This is a genomic window from Shewanella litoralis (assembly GCF_009828585.1).
GTDB lineage: Bacteria > Pseudomonadota > Gammaproteobacteria > Enterobacterales > Shewanellaceae > Shewanella > Shewanella litoralis.
Genome location: NZ_WSRZ01000009.1, coordinates 63176 through 86305 on the forward strand (window position 1 = coordinate 63176; position 23130 = coordinate 86305).

Annotated in this window: 18 protein-coding genes; 13 read left to right on the forward strand and 5 right to left on the reverse strand. The window is 44.7% G+C overall.

What is annotated here, in order from left to right; translation table 11 throughout:
• Nucleotides 1-63: 63 nt before the first annotated feature.
• The 12 genes from GQA99_RS09195 to GQA99_RS09250 all read left to right on the forward strand — a co-directional run bounded on the left by GQA99_RS09195 (nucleotide 64) and on the right by GQA99_RS09250 (nucleotide 16426).
• The gene (locus GQA99_RS09195) at nucleotides 64-1113 is read left to right on the forward strand and encodes a rod shape-determining protein (protein WP_137224785.1); all 1050 of its coding nucleotides are present in this window, start codon (nucleotides 64-66) and stop codon (nucleotides 1111-1113) included.
• A gap of 61 nt (nucleotides 1114-1174) precedes the next feature.
• Nucleotides 1175-2323 carry a rod shape-determining protein MreC gene (gene mreC / locus GQA99_RS09200; protein ID WP_229785860.1) on the forward strand — a complete coding sequence of 383 codons (1149 nt, stop codon included), beginning with the start codon at nucleotides 1175-1177 and terminating at the stop codon, nucleotides 2321-2323.
• Nucleotides 2320-2811 (forward strand): rod shape-determining protein MreD, encoded by a 492-nt coding sequence (gene mreD, locus GQA99_RS09205; protein ID WP_160053597.1) that lies wholly within the window; start codon nucleotides 2320-2322, stop codon nucleotides 2809-2811. The genes mreC and mreD overlap by 4 nt, the downstream gene beginning before the upstream one ends.
• A 43-nt stretch (nucleotides 2812-2854) precedes the next feature.
• A complete protein-coding gene (locus GQA99_RS09210; protein ID WP_160053598.1) occupies nucleotides 2855-3442 on the forward strand; it encodes a Maf family protein in 588 nt (195 codons plus the stop codon).
• Between the two features lie 83 nt (nucleotides 3443-3525).
• Nucleotides 3526-5016 (forward strand): ribonuclease G, encoded by a 1491-nt coding sequence (gene rng, locus GQA99_RS09215; RefSeq protein ID WP_160053599.1) that lies wholly within the window; start codon nucleotides 3526-3528, stop codon nucleotides 5014-5016.
• Nucleotides 5016-9206, forward strand: a complete 4191-nt coding sequence (locus GQA99_RS09220) for a YhdP family protein (RefSeq protein WP_160053600.1) — start codon at nucleotides 5016-5018, stop codon at nucleotides 9204-9206. Before rng ends, GQA99_RS09220 begins: the two co-directional genes overlap by 1 nt.
• Complete coding sequence (locus GQA99_RS09225; protein WP_160053601.1) at nucleotides 9130-9966, forward strand: carbon-nitrogen hydrolase family protein; 837 nt, start codon at nucleotides 9130-9132, stop codon at nucleotides 9964-9966. The genes GQA99_RS09220 and GQA99_RS09225 overlap by 77 nt, the downstream gene beginning before the upstream one ends.
• Before the next feature lie 58 nt (nucleotides 9967-10024).
• Nucleotides 10025-11473 carry a metalloprotease TldD gene (tldD, locus tag GQA99_RS09230; RefSeq protein ID WP_160053602.1) on the forward strand — a complete coding sequence of 483 codons (1449 nt, stop codon included), beginning with the start codon at nucleotides 10025-10027 and terminating at the stop codon, nucleotides 11471-11473.
• Nucleotides 11474-11674: 201 nt separating this feature from the next.
• Nucleotides 11675-13111, forward strand: a complete 1437-nt coding sequence (locus GQA99_RS09235; protein ID WP_373291427.1) for a TolC family protein — start codon at nucleotides 11675-11677, stop codon at nucleotides 13109-13111.
• Nucleotides 13101-14087, forward strand: a complete 987-nt coding sequence (locus GQA99_RS09240; RefSeq protein WP_160053603.1) for an HlyD family secretion protein — start codon at nucleotides 13101-13103, stop codon at nucleotides 14085-14087. The genes GQA99_RS09235 and GQA99_RS09240 overlap by 11 nt, the downstream gene beginning before the upstream one ends.
• A gap of 21 nt (nucleotides 14088-14108) precedes the next feature.
• The gene (locus tag GQA99_RS09245; protein WP_160053662.1) at nucleotides 14109-15278 is read left to right on the forward strand and encodes an ABC transporter permease; all 1170 of its coding nucleotides are present in this window, start codon (nucleotides 14109-14111) and stop codon (nucleotides 15276-15278) included.
• Entirely contained in the window at nucleotides 15278-16426 is a 1149-nt protein-coding gene (locus GQA99_RS09250) for an ABC transporter permease (RefSeq protein ID WP_160053604.1), read from the forward strand. The genes GQA99_RS09245 and GQA99_RS09250 overlap by 1 nt, the downstream gene beginning before the upstream one ends.
• A gap of 159 nt (nucleotides 16427-16585) precedes the next feature.
• Here the strand turns inward: GQA99_RS09250 and GQA99_RS09255 are convergent, their stop codons facing one another.
• Nucleotides 16586-17098 carry a tetratricopeptide repeat protein gene (locus tag GQA99_RS09255; RefSeq protein ID WP_160053605.1) on the reverse strand — a complete coding sequence of 171 codons (513 nt, stop codon included), beginning with the start codon at nucleotides 17096-17098 and terminating at the stop codon, nucleotides 16586-16588.
• A 352-nt stretch (nucleotides 17099-17450) separates the two neighbouring features.
• On the opposite strand from GQA99_RS09255, the gene GQA99_RS09260 reads away from it, so the two are divergent.
• Nucleotides 17451-17738, forward strand: coding sequence for a hypothetical protein (locus GQA99_RS09260; protein WP_160053606.1), 288 nt, complete (start codon nucleotides 17451-17453; stop codon nucleotides 17736-17738).
• A 430-nt stretch (nucleotides 17739-18168) separates the two neighbouring features.
• Here GQA99_RS09260 and GQA99_RS09265 read toward each other — a convergent pair whose 3' ends face one another.
• The 4 genes from GQA99_RS09265 to yjgA all read right to left on the reverse strand — a co-directional run bounded on the left by GQA99_RS09265 (nucleotide 18169) and on the right by yjgA (nucleotide 23072).
• Nucleotides 18169-19059: a LysR substrate-binding domain-containing protein gene (locus GQA99_RS09265; protein ID WP_206194574.1), complete on the reverse strand. Its 891-nt coding sequence runs from the start codon at nucleotides 19057-19059 to the stop codon at nucleotides 18169-18171.
• Nucleotides 19060-19397: 338 nt separating this feature from the next.
• On the reverse strand, nucleotides 19398-19799 hold the full coding sequence (locus GQA99_RS09270; protein ID WP_160053607.1) for a hypothetical protein: 402 nt from the start codon (nucleotides 19797-19799) through the stop codon (nucleotides 19398-19400).
• A gap of 213 nt (nucleotides 19800-20012) precedes the next feature.
• Nucleotides 20013-22493 carry an Ig-like domain-containing protein gene (locus tag GQA99_RS09275; protein WP_160053608.1) on the reverse strand — a complete coding sequence of 827 codons (2481 nt, stop codon included), beginning with the start codon at nucleotides 22491-22493 and terminating at the stop codon, nucleotides 20013-20015.
• Nucleotides 22494-22538: 45 nt separating this feature from the next.
• Nucleotides 22539-23072, reverse strand: a complete 534-nt coding sequence (yjgA, locus tag GQA99_RS09280) for a ribosome biogenesis factor YjgA (protein ID WP_160053609.1) — start codon at nucleotides 23070-23072, stop codon at nucleotides 22539-22541.
• Nucleotides 23073-23130: the final 58 nt, after the last annotated feature.

Here is a 23130-nt window from a genome sequence, read left to right on the forward strand (position 1 = left end):
GTGTCATTGATAAAGTTAGCTGATTTTTCTTTCTTCTGACTCCACAGAATACAGGCCTGATACATGTTCAAAAAGCTGCGCGGCATTTTTTCTAACGACCTATCGATCGATTTAGGTACGGCAAACACACTTATTTATGTTCGCGATGAAGGCATCGTGTTGAACGAACCCTCAGTGGTTGCCATTCGCGGCGAACGCAATAGCAATGGGCCAAAGTCAGTTGCTGCAGTCGGGACTGATGCAAAACAAATGCTGGGCCGAACGCCTGGTAATATTCAAGCTATTCGTCCTATGAAAGACGGTGTAATTGCCGATTTCTATGTGACAGAAAAAATGCTTCAGCACTTCATTAAACAAGTGCACAACAACAGTTTCTTCCGCCCAAGTCCTCGTGTGCTTGTCTGTGTGCCAGTTGGGGCTACACAAGTTGAACGCCGTGCGATTCGTGAATCAGCCATGGGTGCTGGTGCACGTGAAGTGTATCTAATCGAAGAGCCGATGGCGGCGGCAATTGGTGCTGGTCTGCCTGTTTCTGAAGCAACAGGTTCAATGGTTGTTGATATCGGCGGCGGTACCACAGAAGTGGCGATTATTTCACTAAACGGTGTGGTGTATTCTTCATCTGTGCGTATTGGTGGCGATAAGTTCGATGATGCGATTATCAATTATGTGCGTCGTAACTACGGCAGCTTAATTGGTGAGGCCACAGCTGAACGTATTAAACATACTATTGGTACAGCTTACCCAGGCGATGAAGTACTTGAGATTGAAGTTCGTGGTCGTAACCTTGCTGAAGGTGTACCAAGAAGCTTCACATTAAATAGCAACGAGATTTTAGAAGCGCTGCAAGAGCCTTTATCGGGTATTGTCAGTGCAGTGATGGTGGCATTAGAGCAATCTCCACCAGAATTAGCGTCAGATATTTCAGAGCGTGGCATGGTGTTAACCGGCGGTGGTGCACTGTTGCGTGACTTAGACCGTTTGCTGATGCAAGAAACCGGTATTCCTGTAATGGTTGCCGACGATCCACTGACCTGTGTGGCTCGTGGTGGCGGTAAAGCGCTTGAAATGATTGACATGCATGGTGGTGATTTGTTCTCAGAAGAGAATTAATGATTAACTGCAAAGTGGCTTTGTTAACCGCAATGTGTGCTAGCAAAGCCGCGCACAATTTATGAAACCAATTTTCGTTCGTGGCGTTTCAAATCAATTTAGACTGACACTGGCAATTATATTGTCGGTGGCTTTGCTTGTTGCTAACCATCGTCTTGATCCCATCCGCCAATCATTATCCTCCTTGTTAAGCCCATTACAATATTTAGCCAATGTTCCCGGTGTGATGCTTGATTGGTCTGCTGAAGCCTTTGCCACACGCAATATGCTTGAGTTGCAAAATAAAGAATTGTTACGCCAACAATTGGTGATGTCTGAGCGTTTACAGCGTTTTGAGCATGTTCGTCAAGAAAATGAACGCTTGCGTGCGCTGCTCGGTTCTCCTGTTCACATGGATTCACGCAAAGTGGTTGCCGAAGTGATGGAAGTGGCCAGCGATCCATTTCGTCAGTTTGTGGTGCTCAATCATGGTTCGCAAACTGGGGTTTATGTTGGTCAACCTGTGGTTGATGCTCAGGGCGTTGTGGGGCAGGTTATTGAGGTCAGTGAATTTACTAGCCGCGTGTTAATGGTGTCAGATACGACTCACGGTATTCCGGTTCGTGTTACCCGAAATGACGTGCGGGCGATTGCTAATGGTACGGGTGATATTGATCAAATTGAGCTGCGCCATGTGGCTAAAAGTACTGATATTATTGCCGGTGATTTATTAGTGACCTCTGGTTTAGGTAATCGATTTCCTGAAGGCTACCCTGTGGCAAGAGTCATTAGTGTCTCTCGTGACGATGGCCAAAGCTATGCAGTAATTAATGCCCAGCCGTTAGCCGCATTAGACCGTATTCGTTATGTGTTATTGATTTGGCCTGATGAGACTAAACCTTTTACTTTACCGGCCGATTTGGTTGGCGTTGTCGCCACCGATCCTGCCAATGCGGCGCAAAATACAGTACCGGCTAATAGTGTGCCAGCTACTGGCGAGCAACCGCCTGGGCAAGCCGCTACAGCAACACCAACAATAATGTCACCAACGCCAACCATTGGAACGGAGCCGGCTGTAAATAATACCGCGCCTAGTTCAGCGTCTAATACCGTGACAGCACCGATTACAAACCAGCCAGCGCTAAACCCAGCAGTCAATAATACAACGACCCAACCTGCAACGACGACATCGTCAACGCCGATATCTAACACCAATGAGGTTAACCAATGAGTGCGCATATCACCAGCGGCCGCTTAGTGGTGTGGCTGACCCTATTTATTGGAATGATGTTTCAAATCATGCCATTACCGAGCATGGTAGAAGATTGGCGACCAGATTGGTTGTTAATGGTCATGGCGTATTGGGCGATGGCATTACCACATCGATACAGTATTCTCACCGCATGGATACTTGGGGTGATGCTCGATGTATTGTTGGGCGCGACGTTAGGTATTCGTTCATTAGCATTATCACTGGTGATTTATATTGTCGTATTATTATGTCAACGCTTACGTAATTATCCGCGTTGGCAACAGTCGCTCGTTATCGCCAGTTTGATTTGTATTTATCATGCATTGATATTCTGGGTTGAATTTGTGGTAGTAGGAGCAACTCCGTTTGATTTATCTATGTTTTTACCCGCAGTATCCAGTTTGTTTATTTGGTGGTGGGTATTCTGGGTTTTACGCAATATACGTCGTCGATATAAAGTGCGCTAAGCAGAGTGTTTCTGTGTTAATGGCATAAAAAGAGTAAATAAACATGACTTGGGTTTTGGCTTCAACTTCACCAAGAAGAAAAGAATTACTGGCGCAAGCGGGTTTTAGTTTTACCGCATTTAGCTTTGAGCTTGTGGCACCTGATATAGATGAAACCCCAAAAGCCAACGAGTTAGCGGCGGATTATGTTTGCCGCTTAGCGATAGAGAAAGCCCAGGCGGGGCTGATATTAAGTGCACAGTTTAACCAGCCAAAGGTGCTAGGTTCAGACACGATTGTGGTGCTTAATGGAGCCATATTAGGTAAGCCTGTCGATGCAGAAGATGCCAAACGCATGTTATCCATGCTATCTGGTAATACCCATGAAGTCATGACCGCTGTAGCGTTAACCGATGGCAAGCACACCTTAACTCGCCTTTGTCGCACTCAAGTCAGCTTTTGCGAATTATCTGTAGCTGACATTGATGCTTATGTGGCATCAGGTGAACCGATGGACAAAGCCGGTGCATACGGCATTCAAGCATTGGGCGGCTGTTTTGTTAAGTCGATTAGTGGCAGTTATTCTGCCGTAGTTGGTTTGCCGTTAGTTGAAACGCGAGAATTATTAGCCTGCATGATGCAGCAAATTTAACCTTTTGCTTTAATCGGTCTTCATACGGTGGTGCAACTGCTGTCAATATTACGATTGGAGCATGACCTCAATACTGGTGGCCTATGAACATAAAAGCACAGCGTAAAAAAGGCACAGAACTTCTTATCAATGTTACGCCAACCGAAGCGCGTGTTGCGTTAGTTGAGCATGGTGTGTTGCAAGAAGTCCACATTGAGCGCCGCATGAAGCGTGGCTTAGTAGGAAATATTTACAAAGGTAAAATTAGCCGCGTGCTGCCAGGCATGCAAGCTGCCTTTGTGGATATTGGTTTAGATAAAGCTGCTTTTTTGCATGCCTCCGATATTGTTCCCCATACCGAGTGTGTTGCCGATGTTGAAAAAGGCAACTTTGTCGTACGCGACATTGCCGAGCTGGTGCGCCAGGGCCAGGATATTATGGTGCAAGTGGTTAAAGACCCGCTAGGCACCAAAGGCGCTCGCCTCACTACCGACATCACCTTACCGTCGCGCTATTTAGTGTTTATGCCGGGCTCGAGCCATGTTGGTGTGTCACAGCGTATTGAGCTTGAAGAAGAGCGTCAACGTCTTAAAAATATCACGTTACCTTACGTTGATGATGACGGCGGGTTTATTATCCGTACCGCCGCAGAAAATATTGGTGAAGACGAGCTGGCACAAGATGCGGCATTTTTACGTCGAGTGTGGGCTAAAGTTAGCGAGCGTCGTAAACGCAAAGGTGCCACATTACTTTATCAAGACCTGGCATTACCAGTGCGTATTATTCGCGACTTTGTTGGCACGGAGCTTGACCATATTCAAGTAGATTCGCGCCGCACTTATGCCGAATTGCAGCAATTCGCTCAAGAGTTTATGCCAGAAATTGCCGACAAAATTGAGCACTATGCAGGCCCCGCGCCGATTTTTGAATTGTATGATGTTGAAAATGAAGTGCAGCGTGCTCTTGGCCGTAAAGTAGAGCTTAAATCGGGTGGTTATTTAATTATTGACCAAACCGAAGCCATGACCACGGTCGACATCAACACGGGCGCATTTGTTGGCCATCGTAATTTAGAAGAAACCATTTTTAATACCAATTTAGAAGCAACACAAGCCATTGCTCGGCAGCTGCGGTTACGTAATTTGGGCGGCATTATCATTATCGACTTTATCGATATGCTCAATAAAGAACACCAAGCCAGGGTACTCGAAAGCTTAAACGCAGCACTTGCCCTTGATCGGGTTAAAACCAGTGTGAGTGGTTTTTCTGGTTTAGGCTTAGTTGAAATGACTCGTAAACGTACCCGCGAAAGTCTTGAGCATGTGGTGTGCGGCGAATGTCCATCGTGTCAGGGCACGGGCACCATGAAAACCATTGAAACGGTGTCTTACGAAATTTTCCGCGAAATTATCCGCTTAAATCGAGCCTATAAAGCCGATGAGTTTCTATTGTATTGCTCGCCTGCGGTTTACATGAGTTTTAGCGGTGAAGAGTCGCATTTATTAGCCGAACTTGAAGTTTACATCGGTAAACGCATCCGCCTGCAAAACGAGCCTTTATACATTCAAAGCAAATATGATGTGGTGATGATGTAGTGTCAACAACCCGTGTAGCGACTATCAACAGGATCTGTTGGCAAATATTGGCGATTACGCTGGTGCTTTTTGCACTGGCAGTTAGCCTTATTCGCGGGTTGCTGCCCCATGTACCTGAAGTGCGCACCGAGCTGGTGAACTACCTTTACAGTGAATATAAACTGCAGGTAGAGGTTGAAACCTTAAGTGCCGAATGGCAAGCTTTTGGCCCCGCGCTGAGCATTAAAAATCTCACTTTACCACCGCAAGAATCATTGCCCATAACGGTTATCAGTCAAAACGTACACATTAAGATCGACTTTTGGCAATCGCTATTTACCCTCAGTCCCCAAGTCGAAACCGTGGTATTTGACGGTGTAAGTGTGGCGTTAAATTTGGACCAACTGTCAGCCAACGACGAACTCGATAGCAATCAACCCCAAGCAAACATAGATTGGCTTTATCACTTGTTATTGGAGCAGTTAGCGCATTTTTCGATAACCGATGCGTCATTACAATTAATCAGCAGTGAGCATGACTATCGACCGATTTTTATCGATAACCTTGAATGGCAGAACAGCCAAAATCGCCATCGCGCACAAGGGTTAATCCATGTTGATCAACTTGAATCAAATAATGAACAGCTGACCTTACGAATTGATCTTAGTGGTGATGGTTATCAGCCAGAGTCAGTTACTGGGCAATTATATGTGTCTGCAGAGTCACTTGATTTGGGCGAATGGGCATCTCGTCAACATAATACTCAGCAAGCTACCGACAAAATTGAGTTTCAAGGTGTCATCAATTTAGATGCCTGGATGACGTTTGCAAATCGTAAACTTCGTGATGGTGTATTGGTGTTTAAGCCAAGTTGGTTGCAATGGCAAGATAATGATAGCGTGCAAAAATTTGCCATTGATTCTGGAGTATTACAATGGACACCCGAGCAAGGCGGCTGGAAAATACACAGTGACAATTTAGCATTGTCGACGAACGAGCAAGCCTGGCCGCAATTAACATTGGCTTTGGGCGCACAAAAAGGGCAGTTTTTTGGTTATATTAATCAAATTATGCCAGCATTATTAACGCCCTTACTGCCATTAATCCCTAATTTAGGTCTCGAGCAAGTCAACAGCTGGCAACAGCTTAATCCTCAGGGCACCATAGGCCCGATTCGGTTATACAAACATGCACAACAATCACTCATCGCCACCGCTGATATTGAGCAATTACAATGGCAGCCATTTGGTGTTATTCCAGGGTTAAACCCCATTGATTTACAGTTAACGTGGGCTGATAACCAACTTGATTTTTCTCTACCCCAGCAAGCTTACCAATTTGATTTTGGTGACAGTTTTAGCCAACCATTAGCATTGCGAGGCGAGTCTATTAAGGGGCGCCTAGATCTTGCTAAGCAACGACTGACGATGGCTAATATTAGTTTAAGCAATGCTGACATTGCATTACAGGCTGGGGTCAATCTTGATTTAAGCGACAATCAACATTTAGCCTTAGCCGCTAATATGAGTATTTTTGATGTTGCCCATGCGGGGCGATATTTTCCGTTAATGGCCATGAGTCCCCAGTTAGTTGATTACCTCAACGGTGGCTTGCAAGCAGGTAAAATTGAACACGCTCAAGTGGTGTGGCATGGTGAATTGCGCGGCTATCCATATCAAGATAGTAGTGGGGTGTTTCAAGCGGGCTTTACCTTACAAGATGGTCGATATCAATTTCAGCCCGATTGGCCAGCTGTAACCGATTTAACCTTGTCGGCATTATTCGAAAACGCCTTAATGGACCTGCATATTGAAAAAGGGATGCTAGGTAACGTTGTTGTTGATGGTGCCAGAGTATCTATCCCGCAGTTGGGTAAAGAATCATTATTAAAAGTTGAGGCCGATATCAGCGCAGACGGCCAGGCCGCGACTCAAGTTATCAATCAATCACCACTAAAAGACTCAGTGGGTACCACGTTAAATGTCGTACAGATAAAACAACCTATTGGCATCAATTTAGACCTAGCAATTCCGCTATATCACGGTGGCCAACAATTGATAAAAGGTCAGGTTAATTTAAACAATAATCCGGTGTTTATTGCCAGCCCTGGCCTAGACTTACAACAAGTTACTGGCCAGGTGAGCTTTGTTAATCAATTTATCGAAGCTAAAAATATCAAGGCGCAATTGTTTAAACAGCCCCTAAATTTTAACGTCACTACGAGTAAACAAAACGATAATCTTGCGTTAAATATCGACATGGATGGCCGCTGGAATTTGGATACATTATCAAGCCAGCTGCAGAACCCTATGACAGGTTTATACCGTGGTGAGCTTGATTGGCAGGGGGCAATGACGATGGTTTTTGACCCAAGTGGGTACAGTTTACAAATGTCGCTCAGTTCTGATTTACTCGGCACTGAACTTGATTTACCCACGCCTTATGCAAAGTCTGTTTTGGAGCCAAAATTACTGCGCGCGGACTTAGTCGGTGACAATAAACAGTCTTCACTAAGCATTAAACTCGGTAACGATGTTGAGTTTTGGGGCGGGTTTAACGCCGAATATGGCGATAACCTGGTTTTTTACGATGTCATGGTAGGGCGGCATTTTAAATTAGGCGATAAACTCAGAAAACAATATGGTCACTTGCATCTCGATTTACCAAAGGTTGAGTTAGCACAATGGTTACCACTGATTAAACGCTTTAGTGCAGCCGCTGAACCACAAGTTATTGCATCATCAGTACGAGACCGAATTTTAACTGATACCGAATTGCAAACCACAAACAATACCGCCTTAGCCACCGCTAACCAAGCCTCTGCTCCTGCCGTGTTTCCACCATTAGTTGGGATCCATGCCAACGTTGCCCAACTCAATGTCCTTGGTCAGTCGTTTGATCAATTGCAATTTGATGCAGAGCCGACAGAATATGTATGGCGCTTTGATGCGATTTCTGAGCAATTTGATGGCAGAATCGATTTTTATTCAAACTGGCGTGAACAGGGCATTAAAGTGGCGGCAAAGAAACTGCATCTGTCACCGACCTCACAAGTTCAATCACCGTCGTCACAAGCAGCCATAGCAAATGAATCTGTTGATGCTATTAGTAAAACAAGCATACTCGATCAAATACCCACGCTGGCCATTGATGTTGATGATTTTAGCGTTTATGACCTGTCGTTAGGGCATTTAGTACTACAAGGTTTGCCCACAGAGCAAGGTTATCAATTCCAAACGCTGTCTTTAACTAAGCCTACGCTATCTCTGCAAGCCAATGGTTTATGGTCACTCAATGAGGGAGTCGACAGCACTGAATTTGATGTCACACTGCGAGCAGACAACTTTGACGACTTATCGACCACATTGGGCATTAACCCTGGTCTTAAAGATGCGCCGTTAGATCTCAGCGGCCAGGTGTCATGGCAAGCCGCGCCTTATCATTTTTCGCTCGACACCTTAAATGGCCAAATTAAGTTTGACCTAGGTAAGGGCCATTTATCAGAAATCAGTGACAAAGGTGCCAGGGTATTTTCGTTATTTAGCTTAGATTCATTATTGCGTAAATTGTCGTTAGATTTTTCAGACGTGTTTGGTCAAGGGCTGTATTTTAATACTTTTGCAGGTAATTTAACCATTGACCACGGCGTGGTAAAAACCACCGACACCGAAATGGATGCTATTGCCGGCAACATGAAGGTGAGGGGGTATACTGACTTAACCACTCAAAGCCTTAATTACGATATTCGCTTTGTGCCACAGTTGGCTTCAAGTGTGCCTACGGTGGTGTTACTGAGCACCAGTGCATGGACTTTAGGATTAGGTGCATTTGCATTAACCAAAGTGTTAGAACCCGTAATAGAAGTGATTTCAGAAATTCGCTTTCGGGTCACTGGCACCATGGATAATCCGCAACTTGAAGAGCTAGAGCGTAAGAGTAAAGAGATTGAAATTCCAAAGGCTATATTGCCGCAGCCAGATGAAAGCGGTATTGATGGCGCTGAGAATATGCCAGCTAAAATGAAGGATGCAGAGCAACACAGTCCGGCATCTGAAGCACAACCTACAGTAGAAGCGTCAACTGTTGACGCACCTACACCAATAACCAATGTCGTGACGCTACAAGGAGCGCAATATGCAAATCAGCTTATTACAATGCCAGAGCAGCCGCGACGTTCAAGCCAACCTCGCGTTTATCGACTCGCAGCTTAAACAGTTACCGCGTGATATTGATGAGCCACAACTTGTGGTACTGCCTGAATGTTGTTTGTTATTTGGCGGCCATGAAAGTCAACAATTGCAATATGCCGGTAGCGAACATCAAAGCGAGTTAAAAACTGCATTAGCCAACATGGCCAAGCAATACCAAGTGTATTTAATTGCCGGCACTATTCCAATGCGCGCTGATGATGGCAGAGTGTTCAGTCGCTGTTATTTTTTTGATGATCATGGCGTCACCCTAGGTCATTACGATAAACTGCATTTATTCGATGTCGATGTTGCCGACGGTACTAAAACCTACCGCGAAAGTGATACCTTCCATCCAGGCGATCACCTGTGTGTTGTCGACACGCCTTTTGGCAAAGTTGGGCTTGCCATTTGTTACGACATTCGCTTTGGTGATTTGTTTAGGGCACTGCGCCTTGCGGGTGCGGATTACATCGCACTGCCGTCGGCTTTTACCAAAGTGACCGGAGAGGCGCACTGGCAAGTATTATTACAGGCTCGGGCCATCGAAACTCAATGCTATTTATTGGGTGCAGGCCAATGGGGTCAGCATAATCAAGGTAGCCGAGAAACCTGGGGCCACAGCATGATTGTTGACCCATGGGGCAGAGTCATTGCCGAACGTGCCACCGAGTGCGGTTGGGCACAAGCCAAGGTTGAACTCAGTGAGCTACAACGTATACGTCAACAAATGCCGGTCATCGGCCATAATCGTTTCATTGCGCCACAATTAACCCCTGTTTAGGTGGACGCTTAAGACCTCATTCGCACCATGCGTTAGCTATTAATAAAAGAGAATTTGAATGCCATTTTTAACTCAAGTAGAGCAAAGCTTATTGCAAGATGGATTAACCTTAGATGGACTACAAGGTTACCTAAATACCATTCATCAACACAATATTGATTTTTCAGACCTGTATTTTCAAGCTTGTCGTCATGAGTCGTGGGTATTAGAAGATGGCATTGTAAAAGAAGGTAGTTTTCATATTGAACGCGGTGTGGGGGTGCGTGCGATTACCGGCGAAAAAACCGGTTTTGCTTATGCAGATGAAATTACCCCAGCAGCATTAGATGCCGCAGCTAAAGCGGCGCGTGGCATTGCCAGTGCGGGCGAGCAACACAAAGTACAAGCGTTTAAGCGCCAAACCGCGCATAAACTGTATGACAGCGCCGACCCAATAGCGGCAATGGACGAAGTCAAAAAAATCGACTTACTTAAACAGGCTGATGCCTATATTCGCAGCCTCGACAGCCGTATTATTCAAGTTGTGGTCAGTTTATCTGGCGTGCACGAAGAGATATTAATTGCCGCCAGTGACGGGACATTAGCCGCTGACATTCGTCCATTAGTGCGTTTTAATTGCAGCGTTATTTTAGAAGACAACGGCAAGCGTGAACGTGGCAGCGCCGGTGGCGGTGGTCGTCATGACTACAGTGTATTTTTAGCCACTGATGACGCCGGTTTACCACTGAGCTTTGAATTTGCCCGTGAAGCTGTGCGCCAGGCTCAGGTTAATGTTCATGCCATTGATGCCCCTGCGGGCGAAATGCCAGTGGTACTGGGTAATGGTTGGCCTGGGGTGTTATTACATGAAGCCGTAGGCCATGGTTTAGAAGGTGATTTTAACCGTAAAGGCAGCAGTGCATTTAGCGGTAAAATTGGTCAGAAAGTGGCGTCAACATTAGTCACCGTGGTCGACGACGGCACCATGGAGAATCGTCGTGGCTCGTTAAGCATTGACGATGAAGGTGTTGTAACCCAAAAGACCACCTTAATCGAAAACGGTATTTTAAAAGGTTACATGCAAGACAAGCTCAATGCGCGTCTTATGGGTCAGGCCCCTACCGGTAATGGTCGCCGCGAATCATACGCTCACCTACCTATGCCGCGTATGACTAACACCTATATGAATGCTGGCGAGTCTAACCCTGCCGACATCATTAAGTCGGTTAAAAAAGGCATTTACGCGCCTAACTTTGGTGGCGGACAGGTCGATATTACTTCAGGTAAGTTTGTGTTCTCAGCCTCTGAAGCATACTTAATTGAAGACGGCGAAGTGACTCAAGCCATTAAAGGCGCCACCTTAATTGGTAACGGCCCAGAAGCCATGGGATTAATCTCAATGGTCGGTAATGATTTAGCCCTAGATAAAGGCGTGGGTGTATGTGGTAAAGACGGCCAAAGCGTGCCGGTTGGGGTGGGGCAACCTACATTAAAAATTGATCGTTTAACCGTAGGCGGTACAGCGTAACAAACGTTAGTGAATGAGCTTAATGCTGAGTGCTACAGTCGATTAAGCTCGTTTATATATTGAAACGATTTGTTCTTTTAAAATTAACTGTATTGCTTACCTGTGCAGTGGATCTCAATGATTGACTGATAAGCAATGTAGAGACAGGGTATAATTCATTAAGAAAATAGAGCATAAGCTCTAGAGGTGATTATGATTTTAATGAATGTGATTAGGCAATGCATACAGCGCCCTGCACGTATGGCTGGTTGTATTACGCTATGTTTTAGTGCGTTAGCCTTTACCGGTTTAGCTAATGCTGAAACTGTGAGTTTTGTTCAGGCTTGGCAACAATTACAGCAAGTGAGTGATCATCTACAGGCTAAAAACCAACACGTTAACCGTGCTAAAGCTGAAGAACATGCCGGCGATGCATTAAACTATCCCTCGCTTAATATTGCGGGCAGCTATACCCGACTAGAAAAACCGATTGAATTAGACTTACAAGATTTAAACCCACTTGCCTCGCTTGATGCAAATTCATTACCCAGTGCGATTACCGAAGTATTAGCCACCATCCCCAGTTCAATGTATGTCACGCCGTTTACTGAACAAGATGTGTTCCGAGCCAGCTTGCAAGCCATGTGGCCAATTTACACCGGTGGGCGGATCACGGCTGCACAAGGGATTCATGCTGCACAAGTGTCAGAGTCAGAACAAGAGTTTGCCCTTGCCAGCCGAGAGTTATTTTTACAATTAGTTGACCGTTATTATGCGGTGTCGGTAACACACACCTTAGCTGACACTCAACAACAGCTGGTGGACTCGTTAAGCTTACATGTGTCACATGCTGAAAAGCTCGAGCAACAAGGGCAAATTGCCAAAGTTGAACGTTTAAATGCGCAGGTGGCACTTGAAAATGCCAAAGTCGATTTAGGCAAAGCTAAGCGCCAGTATGAAATGGCCGAAATCGCCCTTGCGCGGATGCTACATGTGCCAACGGTCAGTCCAAGCACCCCATTATTTGTACTCAAGCAACAGCCTTCTTTATCACGTTTAAGTCAGCTTACCTTAACCCAACACCCGGCACTAAAACTGCTTGAGGCTAAAGAAGCGCAAGCCAATGGTTTGGTCGATTTAGAGAAAGGCGGCTATTTTCCAACAGTATATTTATACGGTAATTACACCTTATATGAAGATGACAGTTTATTTTCTCAAGTGGAACCAGACTGGATGGTCGGCGTCGGTGTGAGTATTCCGCTTATTAGCCGTGACGGTCGCAGTGGTAAAGTGTTAGCGGCCAAAAGTGCCTTATTGCAAGCGCGATATACCAAGGCGCAAACTCGACAAGATTTAAGCTTACTGATAGACCAAAGCTATCGCCAAATGCTGCAAGCTCAAGAAGAAGTTGAAGCACTTAATGCTTCACTGGCGCTTGCCACTGAAAACCTACGATTACGCGAATTAGCCTTTAATCAAGGGTTATCGACCTCCATTGAGCGCGTCGATGCTGAACTGAATTTAACCGCCGTTAAAACCAAACAATTAGGGGCTAAATATCGTTATATGCAAGCGTATGCCAAAGTGATGGCGGTGAGTGGTCAGGTCGACGAATATATTAATAGAATTGAAATTCAGGGAGCTTCACATGCGAACTAACAGAGTTATCGCAGTATTCGCATTGCTGCTGTTATTGTTATTACTGGGCTATGGCGTCATGTTGGCGTTTACGCCTAAGCCAACTGTATTGCAGGGGCAAATTGAAGCGCGAGAATATAATATCTCCTCTAAAGTACCTGGCCGAGTAGAACAAGTGTTAGTGCGTAAAGGTGATAAGGTCGCTCAAGGCGATATTTTATTTTCCATTAGTAGCCCAGAGTTAGATGCTAAATTAATGCAAGCCCAGGGTGGGTTAGATGCCGCCACCGCTCAACAACAGCAAGCCAATAATGGCGCAAGACAACAAGAAGTCACAGCCGCACAAGAGCAATGGCGCAAAGCAAAAGCGGCCACTGAGTTACGGATTAAAACTTATCAGCGAGTTGAAAACTTGTTTGAAGAAGGTGTTGTCGCACGGCAACAGCGCGATGAAGCCTACACTCAATGGCAAGCTGCTAAATATACCGAACAAGCCGCTTATGCCATGTACCAAATGGCACAAGAAGGCGCGCGTAGTGAAACCAAAGCTGCAGCAGCAGGGCAAACTCGCATGGCCGAAGGGGCAGTAAAAGAAGTCAATGCCATTTTAGCCGACAGCCAAATGCGCTCACCTAAACAAGCTGAAGTCAGTGACGTATTACTGCAAGCGGGTGAGCTCGCACCTAGTGGTTTTCCGGTGGTGAGTATTATTGATATGAATGATGTGTGGGCGGTAATGCAGGTGCGCGAAGATCAATTGAGCCAATTTAAACAAGGGCAAACCTTAGCTTTAGAGATCCCGGCATTACAACAACAGGTAGAGTTTGAAGTGTCGCATATCAGTGTAATGGGCAACTTTGCCACCTGGCGCTCTACCGAAAGCGGCCACGATTTTGATATGCGCACTTTCGAAGTCGAGTTAACGCCAAAGCAGCCAATAGCAGACTTACGCGTGGGGATGTCGGTATTATTTCGTGTCGACACGCTTACACAATAAGCCAGGGTAAAAAGCTTAATGATGACAGAATTATTTAAGCGAGAATTCAATGCCCTATGGCACTCACCATGGCAGTTGGCCCTGATAAGCTATATTCCGCTTATTGGTGTGCTGGCATTATGGTGGTTGTTCAGCGCAGGTTTACCACGGCAACTCCCTGTCGCGGTTGTTGATGTTGATAACAGCCAAATTAGCCGTATGTTAACTCGCCAGCTGGCTGCTAACGCTGTGATTGCGCCACAATCCTATGCTAATGAAGCACAAGCCGTAGAGGCAATGCGCCAAACTCAGGTTTATGCCATGGTGGTGTTACCTTATCAGCTAAAAAAAGATCTGCTGACGGGTCAACAGCCCACCATTGATATTCGCTACAACAGTCAGTTTTTGCTGGTGGGTAAATTGTTGTCGAGCCAGTTACAGTTGAGCCTGGCAGAAGGACTGACCCAAATAGGCCAGCAACGCTTGCTACTTAATGGTGCTAACAAAGCCACCGTCGATGTTAGTTTGAGCCCCATTACCAATCAAACCACGGCATTATTTAATCGTAATAACAATTATGTCGGCTTTTTAGTGCCGCCCATTTTGATTGCATTGTGGCAATTATTATCGATGTTGGTGTTTATTAACAGCCTCAATCAAGAGCTGGTCCTATACCAAAATCGCTATTATTTTCCTAAACAAATCTGGGCATTAATCGCTACTAAGATTCTGTTTTATAGCCCTATTATGTTACTGCATGGCGGGTTCATCTTATTGTGGTTATATCATTACTTAGGGTTACCAGCCGCAGGCGCATTGGTTGACTTAACGCTCGCGCAGTTAGCAATGCTAATGGCGTTGTGGTTAATGGTATTGGTGATATTTACAGGAATGCGAGACAGTGCTCGTAGCGTGAGCTTTTGCACCGCATTATTTGCCCCAGCGTTTGCATTTATGGGCATTACCTTTCCGGTGAATGATATGCCTTTACTCGCCCAATGGTGGCGCTTAATCATGCCGTCTAGTCATTATATAGACTCTCACGTGAGCGTGATTAGTTATGGGGTCAAATTACCTCATGTGTTGGGGCAAATCAGTGGTTATTGGGGCTTTTTATTGTTGTTGCCTTTCATTGTGTTTTTCGCCAATAAAGCCAAAGATGTCCCAAAGACTGATTTAACCTCAAGTGATGTTAATCAGGAGGTCAGTTAATGAACTTCTGGCAGTTAATACTCGCAGAGTTTAAGGCTATTTTTGCCGACAAGGCGATTATGGTGACCCTATTTGGTGGCGTGTTGTTTTATTCGGTATTGTATCCATTACCGTATTTAAACCAGGTGCCTACCGAGCAACAAGTGGTTGTGGTTGATCATGACAACTCATCGCTGAGCCGTTTAGTGACTCGCCATGCCGATGCCAGTGCCAAAATTCATATTGTAGCCAATCTTGGCAGCATTGATGAAGCTGAAGCCTGGATAAGCGAGGGTAAGGCTCATGGTTTATTGGTGATCCCAGCCAATTTTAGACGTGATTTATTGCTAGGTAAGGGCGCAACCTTAAGCTATGGCGGCGATGCAAGTTACTTTTTAATTTATTCTGCAGTAGCAGAAGGGCTAGTGGCTGCGGGTTTAGATGCCAGTAAACAAGTGCAACTTATCGGTTTACTGGCCCGTGGGCAAAACCCGCAATTGGCTCAGCAAAGTGTTAACTCAATTAATATCAACTCAGTACCTGCATTTAACCCGAGCTTGGGTTACACACCCTATGTGATCCCCGGTCTCTTTTTACTGATATTGCATCAAACGTTATTAATTGGCACTGGGATTTTAGGCGCAGGCCAATGGCGAAGACCAGGATATTGGCAGCATGTGAGCCCTGGCGTATTGGTGTTTGCCCGTTTAAGTGTATTTTTACTGATTTATAGTGTGTTCAGTAGCTTTTACTTGGGGTACTGCTTTTATTGGTATCAGGTTAGTGTTGCGGCAACCATCATTGAAGTCGGCTTATTTATGCTGCCATTTTTATTAGCCACAGGTGCGTTGGGGATTGTGTTTAGTAGTTTATTTGCTCGGCGCGACTTATCAACTCAGGTGTACTTATTGATGTCGATGCCGGTGTTATTTGTGTCGGGATTTGTATGGCCCATTGCCTTAATCCCTGAACCTTTGGTGATGATATCGCAGATCATTCCTGCTGTACCCGCCATTATGGGAATGCTAGAACTCAATCAACTTGGTGCGGGGTGGTTAGCGGTTATGCCTAAATGGCTGCAGCTTTGGGGATTATTTGCGGTGTTTGCGTGTATTGCAATCATGAGGGTAGCCGCGAGACAAAAACAGGCTAAAGCGATGTTAAGTTAAATTCGCGATCACATTCAACATAGTTAAGTGTTGCCGAAGTAAAAAGACAGGCATCGCAATGATTGGCCTGTCTATCGCACCACACTCAGCTAGATGTGATGTTGTTATACTAATTGACTGATTGGCGTTAACCTTCGCGGTTATTTGGTCGCTCTCCAATTACAGAATACCAGTTTGCACTGTGTTTAATGCTGCTTCTAAACGTTCAACATTATGTTTATAAATACCGCTGCTATCGACTTTAGCTGCGCGTTTAAAGTCAGCTAATGCCCCTAAATTATCATTGTTCAATAGCTTCATTACGCCGCGGTTGTTGTAAGCGTAAGCACGAACTGACATAGAAGGTATGGCCACTAAAGATCGTGCGCTTTTAACTGCAGCGCTGCAGGCTTTTTCTGCTTTTTCCATATCAGACATTTGCACGTAACCGGCACATAAGTTCACATTGCGAGAATAGTCGTCTACGGTATATTTACTGGCAGAGAGTGTTGCTGTTAACCCTTCTTCAATATTACCTGCTTGCAATGCCGTTACACCTGGTACATCTTCAACAAGTACCATTTTGTAAGCAGTACTATCCATGTTTTGGCCTTGAGTGTTAGCCATCACACTTGCCGATGCGGTGAGTAATAATGTGGCACTGATTAAGCCATTAATGATGTTCTTGTTCATGATGTCGCTCCCTGTGAGGTTTGGTAGCGCCGCGCTACAGGTGAACTTTAGTGAAAAGCGATACAGGCGACAAACGATAAAAAACGCATTAATGAGTTAAAAAAACTCACCTATACATAAAGAGGTATATGCGAGTAGTAAATTAACCAAGAGCGCTATAGGTTAGAGTGAAGGGCAATCGGCTGGCTAGCAAGGTCTTGCCTTGCTGCCTTATCGACTTTTTATGTAGAATCATTACACCTCAAAGTCTCTGCCTTTAAAGAACTACAGCCCCCTAATATTACTCAAGAAACTAACTTCATTGTATATTGGACCGCTAAGCTAAATCGATGAGGCTACAATAAGGATAACAATGACGATACTTCAACACAGTAAATTGCTTGGCTACAGCTTTGTGACTTGGCTAAGTTTTTATCTGATTGGTCTGCCTGATTATTATCAACAATGGCCGTTTTGGATAAAATTACCCTTATTGCCACTTGTGACTTTGCTATATATTCCTATCACTAAGATGACGCTGAGAAAATACTGGAGCGATGGCCAGCATGTTATTAACTCATGCTGGCTGGCGTTTTATTTAACCTTACCTTTGTTTATTTACGATTATTTGCTGCTCGGGGTATATACCCAAACAACCTGAAGATGCTCGATTTCAGCAAGAATTTACACGCGTTTAGGCAAGGCATTGATTGCGGGTAATGGTTGTTCCCTTTCCAAAATCAATAACACAGCATAAACGCGTGTAAAACTTGCCCTTTGGGAGTTTCACCGTGTTCCCACTACGTTGTTGCGTTAATTTATAAGGTACCCACATTACCGCATTAACGCGCCTAGTATTGAAAACACGGTGAAGCTCTGAAACACGTCTCTTCAAGTTGATTGGGTATATAAAGACTTAGGCATCAATTTTGTTTTTTCATACTGGTATTTAAGCTTTTTCTACTTTTCATTTTGGCTTCAATTTCCGTATATAGCCTGGCGAATGGAAAAGGCAGAGGGCCGTCGCTAACACCTCAAGTGTGGCGCAAAAAGCGTGTTAGTTTTACCGGTTAGCTCAGTATCTACGTGAGCTAATGGCTTTCGTCATGAAAGCTTTTGAGGATCCAGTCGATAAGCAGCTGCACTTCAGGGCGCTGTTGTTCGTTCGTATGGCGGGTAAGGTAATAACGGTCATGGCTGTAAAGTGGGTGAGAGAAGAGTGGAATAAGGGTGTTGTTATCAAACCAGGCCTGGCTAATGGGCAGTGGGATTAATGCCACTCCTAGCCCTTGCTCTGCGGCGCGGGCGACACTGAACATACTGTCTAATTGTATAATTTGTTTGGGCTTGAATTGATCAAAACCGACATTTTCAGCCCATTGATGCCAGGCGTAAGGTCTGGCTTTATGCAGTATTAATGGCACTTTTGTCAGTGCTTTAAAGCCTTGAGAAGACAGTTCACTGTGTAGCTTTGGGTTGCACGCCGGGATATACGTGATGGGAAATAAATCGTAAACATTGGCACTGGGTTGTTGCTTACCAGACAGCATAATCGACACATCGGTATGCTTAATCACGTCACTGCGCGACTTAATGGTTTCAAGTTTTAGATTGATATTAGGGTATTTAGATGACCAGCCAATGAGCTTTGGCATAAACAATTCACTGGCAAAAAATTCGGGCATGGAAATGCTCACTTCAAGCATTCGGTCCGACTGATTAAACTCGCTAACCGTATTGACCAGTTGCTGCATCACCGGCTCAATGGCTTGATAAAAGCGTGCACCGACTTCGGTTAAAGCTATTGAGCGCGTTTGGCGAATAAACAAACTTTGGTTTAATGTTTCTTCTAGCTGTTTAATTTGATGACTTACCGCAGAAGGCGTTAAATACAGCTTTTTAGCCGTTTCTTTAAAACTTAAGCATTCCGCCGCAACGCAAAAACAGCGTAAACCGCGCATAGAAGTGTGTAAAGGCAGCATTCAATTCTCAACAACAGTAAATGACTTGGTATAGGGTAAATGACACGGATGACAATCGTCGGTGGGTGATTATCAGTCACTCACATTGTCACTAAACTCAAATGGTCATTTAGCTCAAATTGACAGCTAAACTGATTTGACAACGATTTAGCGGGCCAATGATTATTGCAGCAAAGATCAGACCATAGTTTAATATAATTTTAAAACAATATGTTAACTCATCTAATTGATAGGTTATTGGGTCGAGATGGTGCCTGTCAGATAAGTATGCGCACCACAGTAGTGCAGTATCGGTTTGGTAGTATCAAGCAGGGCTAGTGCTTAGTGAGTATTATCGACTAGAAATAAAGTGTTTCTTTTGGCTCGCCATCAATAAAGATGTCGCACTTGTCAGCAGTGCTGTTTTTCGCTGATTGCACAATACTGGCTACCACGCCAAAAGCACCACCTTGATCGCCTAAAACAGAACCAAAATAGCAATCGCCTTTAACCGCCATACCTTTGTATTTAGCGTTAAGGTGTTGAGTTGGTGTCATTGGTGGAAATTGACCCTGCATAATGGCGTCGCCATTAGCAATAAGTTGCAGTTTGTTTTTTTCTTTGTCATATATGCCACCAAAAATGATGGTTTGATCATTCACTACAACGGTTTTATTTTGTGCCACGATAGGCGGTTTAGCTGCACAAGCAGTAAGAAGCACGCCTGCGGTTAAAGTAGAAAGTACATAAAGTTTGCGCATTATTGTTCCTTAGTATGCGTCGAAAGACGTTTGTCTGTCTTTCGTATAAATAAACTAGCCCTGTTTATTAAATTGGATTGATTGAAAAGCAGTTGAGATACAGCAATAACACTTTTACCGTATTTCTGTCGCCATTGTAACAACTTATCAACGAATGCCAACCACAAAAAAGCCTGCTTATTCAGCAGGCTTTAGATTTCTGTATGTTAAAAACTACGATAAGGTAACAAAAAAGCTCAAGGTCGTAACCACACCTTTTGGTGTTGTTGCGTTTAAGGTAACCTGGCTAATACCCGATGCGTCTTCATTTTTAAGAGTAAAAGAGGTTGATGTACCGCCAGCGGCGTTCATGCTTGGTACTGTGTAACCGTCAAACTGTAAGTCACCCAATGTGCTTGTGACTGTTAGCGTGGTGCCCGCGGGTAATATTTGGTTAGCACTGTCAGCGAGTTGCACCTTAAATGTCGCGGTACTGCCGTTGGCTATTGCTTGAACATCACTATTGTAGTCATTAATGACGGTACCATTTTGACTCACGGTAAAGTTGGCCGCTGACCCTGACATGGTTAACACTAAGGCTTTACGGATATACGTGGTCATGGCCGTGCTGTCGCATAAACTGCCCTGGCACTGTGGACCATTAAACACACCGTCAGCGGCTTGATAAGCGCTGCTTGATTTTGTATTGAAATACACCTCAGCAGATTGACGATCGCCCGACTCATTGTCATCTCTAAAGGCATCAGGTAAATCAACAAAACCGCCAGTATTATAGGTTTCAACATCCATACCGTTGCCACTACAAGCAACAAGTGTCGACCCGCTTAAGCAGCCATTAACCGCAACGCCGTCAGTATCATCAAATACATTGTTGCCATTGGTGTCGAAGAAGGTCTCGTGGCCAAGAGCATAAGCCAAAATGGTGATGCGATGATCGCTGACTCGTGGTGATGCAGATGTCCAGGTCACGTTACATGTCCCGCTTACGATACTACATGATGGCTCAATTTGACCGCCTTCTGCGGTAAAGTTAACCGTGGTGTCGTCTGGTGCTGGGTTACCAAAACTGTCTGATGCATAAACCGTCATGGTGACAGCTTCGCCATTGTAATCGCCAGCTTCAGGGTTAGATGTCGATACTGAAATACTAAAACCCAATTGCTGTGGCAAACCCGTATTGACAGTTAATAGTTCTGATTGGCTGGTAATCGTATTGCCTGTGTCGGCGTCGCTTGTTGATGCCATGACACGAACAGGAGTTGGCACAGTTCCCGCTTGCACGCGAACACTGACTAAGCCTTCTGAATTACTGATGCTGCTGTCTGTTGTCTCGTTATTTGAAAACTGTAACCCACCCACTGTGGTGTCGAGACTAAATTCAACTTCTTGCTGAGCTGCCGGTTGACCGTTGGCACTGCTAACCAGGAATGTCACCAAAGAAGACTCTGTTGTATTGGTACCACCAGAACCTTTAATACGTATTTGAGTGGGCTCTGCTGACACAAAGCTTATATTTGATAATGTTTGGCGTGCTAACGTAAATGGCAGGCTAGCGCTTAAACTGACGTCATTAACGGTTGCTGTTGCCACAACGGTATCGCTACGTTGGCTATTGCCACTGCAACTGGTATCAGTAAACGTAGAACTTGCAGAGCCTGAGAGTGTGGTCACTGGCGAATCTAGACTGGCGTTTGCATTGGTATAACAATCAGAGCTAAAACTGATGCTGGTTGGGTTTTGTAAACGAGTAATTGTGCCATCTATTGCTTCAGTGACTAAAGTGGCTGTAACACCAAAAGTCCCGCCAGCGCTAATGGTATATTCGCTGCTGGTATCAGCTGTTAAGGTGGTGCCTAACGAGCCTTCAACAAAGACGCCGCTAGCATCAAAAAAGCCCATTTTTACGGTGCCATCAGTGGTGACATCGGTAGAGGCTAATACTTCATATGCGCTGGTGCTGGTGAGCGTGGTATCTTGATAATCTGTCGTTGCCGTGAGTAAACTCGCACCCAGCTCTGCATCCGTTGGCGTGAAATTAAGCGTCGCAATACCTGAGGTTTTAGTTAATGCGGTTGTTGGCGTTAACGAAGCGCTACCGGCATTAAAGGTCACTATTTGATTGGCAATGCCGAGGTTATTGCTGTCGGTCAGTTGCGCGTTTAGCTGCACTGTGTCACCCACATTAAAACGGGTAATCGCACCATTAGCGTCACTAATCGATACCGTAAAGTTGATTGCTTCTACAGGTACTGTAGTGGTGTATTCTTTAAACTGGTAATTACGGCTGGCACTGACGGCATCAGCATCATCTGGCGTATAGGTCACGCTTAACGTGCCCGCCTCTGTGCTGGTGGAGCTGACGATTGTTGAGGCTATACCGCTAGAGTTTGTTAATACAGACGCTGTGCTTAGCGTGCCATTACTGGTACTAAATTCAATGAGTGCACCGCTAACATTAGCGTTACCCAATTTAAGCTGTGCGACCGCACAAAAGCTGGTTTCGATATCAAAAATTAAACTGTCGGTACTGGTATCGCATTGGCCATTGACCACATTTTGATAACTGACCGACACGTTGTAACTGTCGTCTGATGTATCTGAATCGGTGCCATCAGCGGCACCGTTACAACCTGTCAATACCAACATTGAAGCAAAAGATAAAAAAAGTGCACGTATCGTTGTTTCAAGCCGCATTAGCAACATCCTTATTTGATTAATCAGATAAATAGAGAGCAGATCCTAATCTTTAATTTCAGAGCGTAAATACTTATATAGCTCTTTTGACGACTTTGATTCTGGGCCTTTGGCTAATTCTTTATTTGCCTGGCGGATCAATTGACGTAATTTTTGACGGTCTAATTGTGGATATTGGTCCAATAAGCTTTGAACTTCATCGTCACCATTAGCCAATAAGCGCTCACGCATTTTTTCAAAAATCTGTATTTGAGCTGCTTCATTATTGTTTTTGTTCAACACTTTATCGAGTGCTGCTTCAATAGGTTCATGCTCAAATCCGCGCATCAATTTACCAATATATTGTAAATGACGACGATAGGCTTCAGTTTTTTGTTTGATCAGTTTTGTTTTTAGAATCGCATCATATAGAAATTCATCTAAATCCATTTTGTCTAATTGAGTTTTGCTCAGCGCCACTAGACGCATGCCAAGTGCTTGAGCATCCTCACTTTCTTTTTTAACGCCTGTTCTGCTGACATAGTTGTCATCATTATCATAGGGCTGCTGAAACAGTTCAGAATCGCCAACAATCTTCATAGTCTTAAACCTCGAGTCAATATGCCTTAATGATAGCATTTATTTGGCATTGAATATG

Excerpts from the sequence above, each read along its gene's own strand:
- mreC (WP_229785860.1), top strand. The coding sequence starts at position 1,175 with ATGAAACCAATTTTCGTTCGTGGCGTTTCAAATCAATTTAGACTGACA.
- GQA99_RS09195 (WP_137224785.1), top strand. The coding sequence starts at position 64 with ATGTTCAAAAAGCTGCGCGGCATTTTTTCTAACGACCTATCGATCGAT.
- rng (WP_160053599.1), top strand. The coding sequence starts at position 3,526 with ATGAACATAAAAGCACAGCGTAAAAAAGGCACAGAACTTCTTATCAAT.
- GQA99_RS09235 (WP_373291427.1), top strand. The coding sequence starts at position 11,675 with ATGAATGTGATTAGGCAATGCATACAGCGCCCTGCACGTATGGCTGGT.
- yjgA (WP_160053609.1), bottom strand. The coding sequence starts at position 23,072 with ATGAAGATTGTTGGCGATTCTGAACTGTTTCAGCAGCCCTATGATAAT.
- GQA99_RS09265 (WP_206194574.1), bottom strand. The coding sequence starts at position 19,059 with ATGCTGCCTTTACACACTTCTATGCGCGGTTTACGCTGTTTTTGCGTT.
- GQA99_RS09210 (WP_160053598.1), top strand. The coding sequence starts at position 2,855 with ATGACTTGGGTTTTGGCTTCAACTTCACCAAGAAGAAAAGAATTACTG.
- mreD (WP_160053597.1), top strand. The coding sequence starts at position 2,320 with ATGAGTGCGCATATCACCAGCGGCCGCTTAGTGGTGTGGCTGACCCTA.
- GQA99_RS09225 (WP_160053601.1), top strand. The coding sequence starts at position 9,130 with ATGCAAATCAGCTTATTACAATGCCAGAGCAGCCGCGACGTTCAAGCC.
- tldD (WP_160053602.1), top strand. The coding sequence starts at position 10,025 with ATGCCATTTTTAACTCAAGTAGAGCAAAGCTTATTGCAAGATGGATTA.
- GQA99_RS09275 (WP_160053608.1), bottom strand. The coding sequence starts at position 22,493 with ATGCGGCTTGAAACAACGATACGTGCACTTTTTTTATCTTTTGCTTCA.
- GQA99_RS09270 (WP_160053607.1), bottom strand. The coding sequence starts at position 19,799 with ATGCGCAAACTTTATGTACTTTCTACTTTAACCGCAGGCGTGCTTCTT.
- GQA99_RS09245 (WP_160053662.1), top strand. The coding sequence starts at position 14,109 with ATGACAGAATTATTTAAGCGAGAATTCAATGCCCTATGGCACTCACCA.
- GQA99_RS09240 (WP_160053603.1), top strand. The coding sequence starts at position 13,101 with ATGCGAACTAACAGAGTTATCGCAGTATTCGCATTGCTGCTGTTATTG.
- GQA99_RS09250 (WP_160053604.1), top strand. The coding sequence starts at position 15,278 with ATGAACTTCTGGCAGTTAATACTCGCAGAGTTTAAGGCTATTTTTGCC.
- GQA99_RS09255 (WP_160053605.1), bottom strand. The coding sequence starts at position 17,098 with ATGAACAAGAACATCATTAATGGCTTAATCAGTGCCACATTATTACTC.
- GQA99_RS09260 (WP_160053606.1), top strand. The coding sequence starts at position 17,451 with ATGACGATACTTCAACACAGTAAATTGCTTGGCTACAGCTTTGTGACT.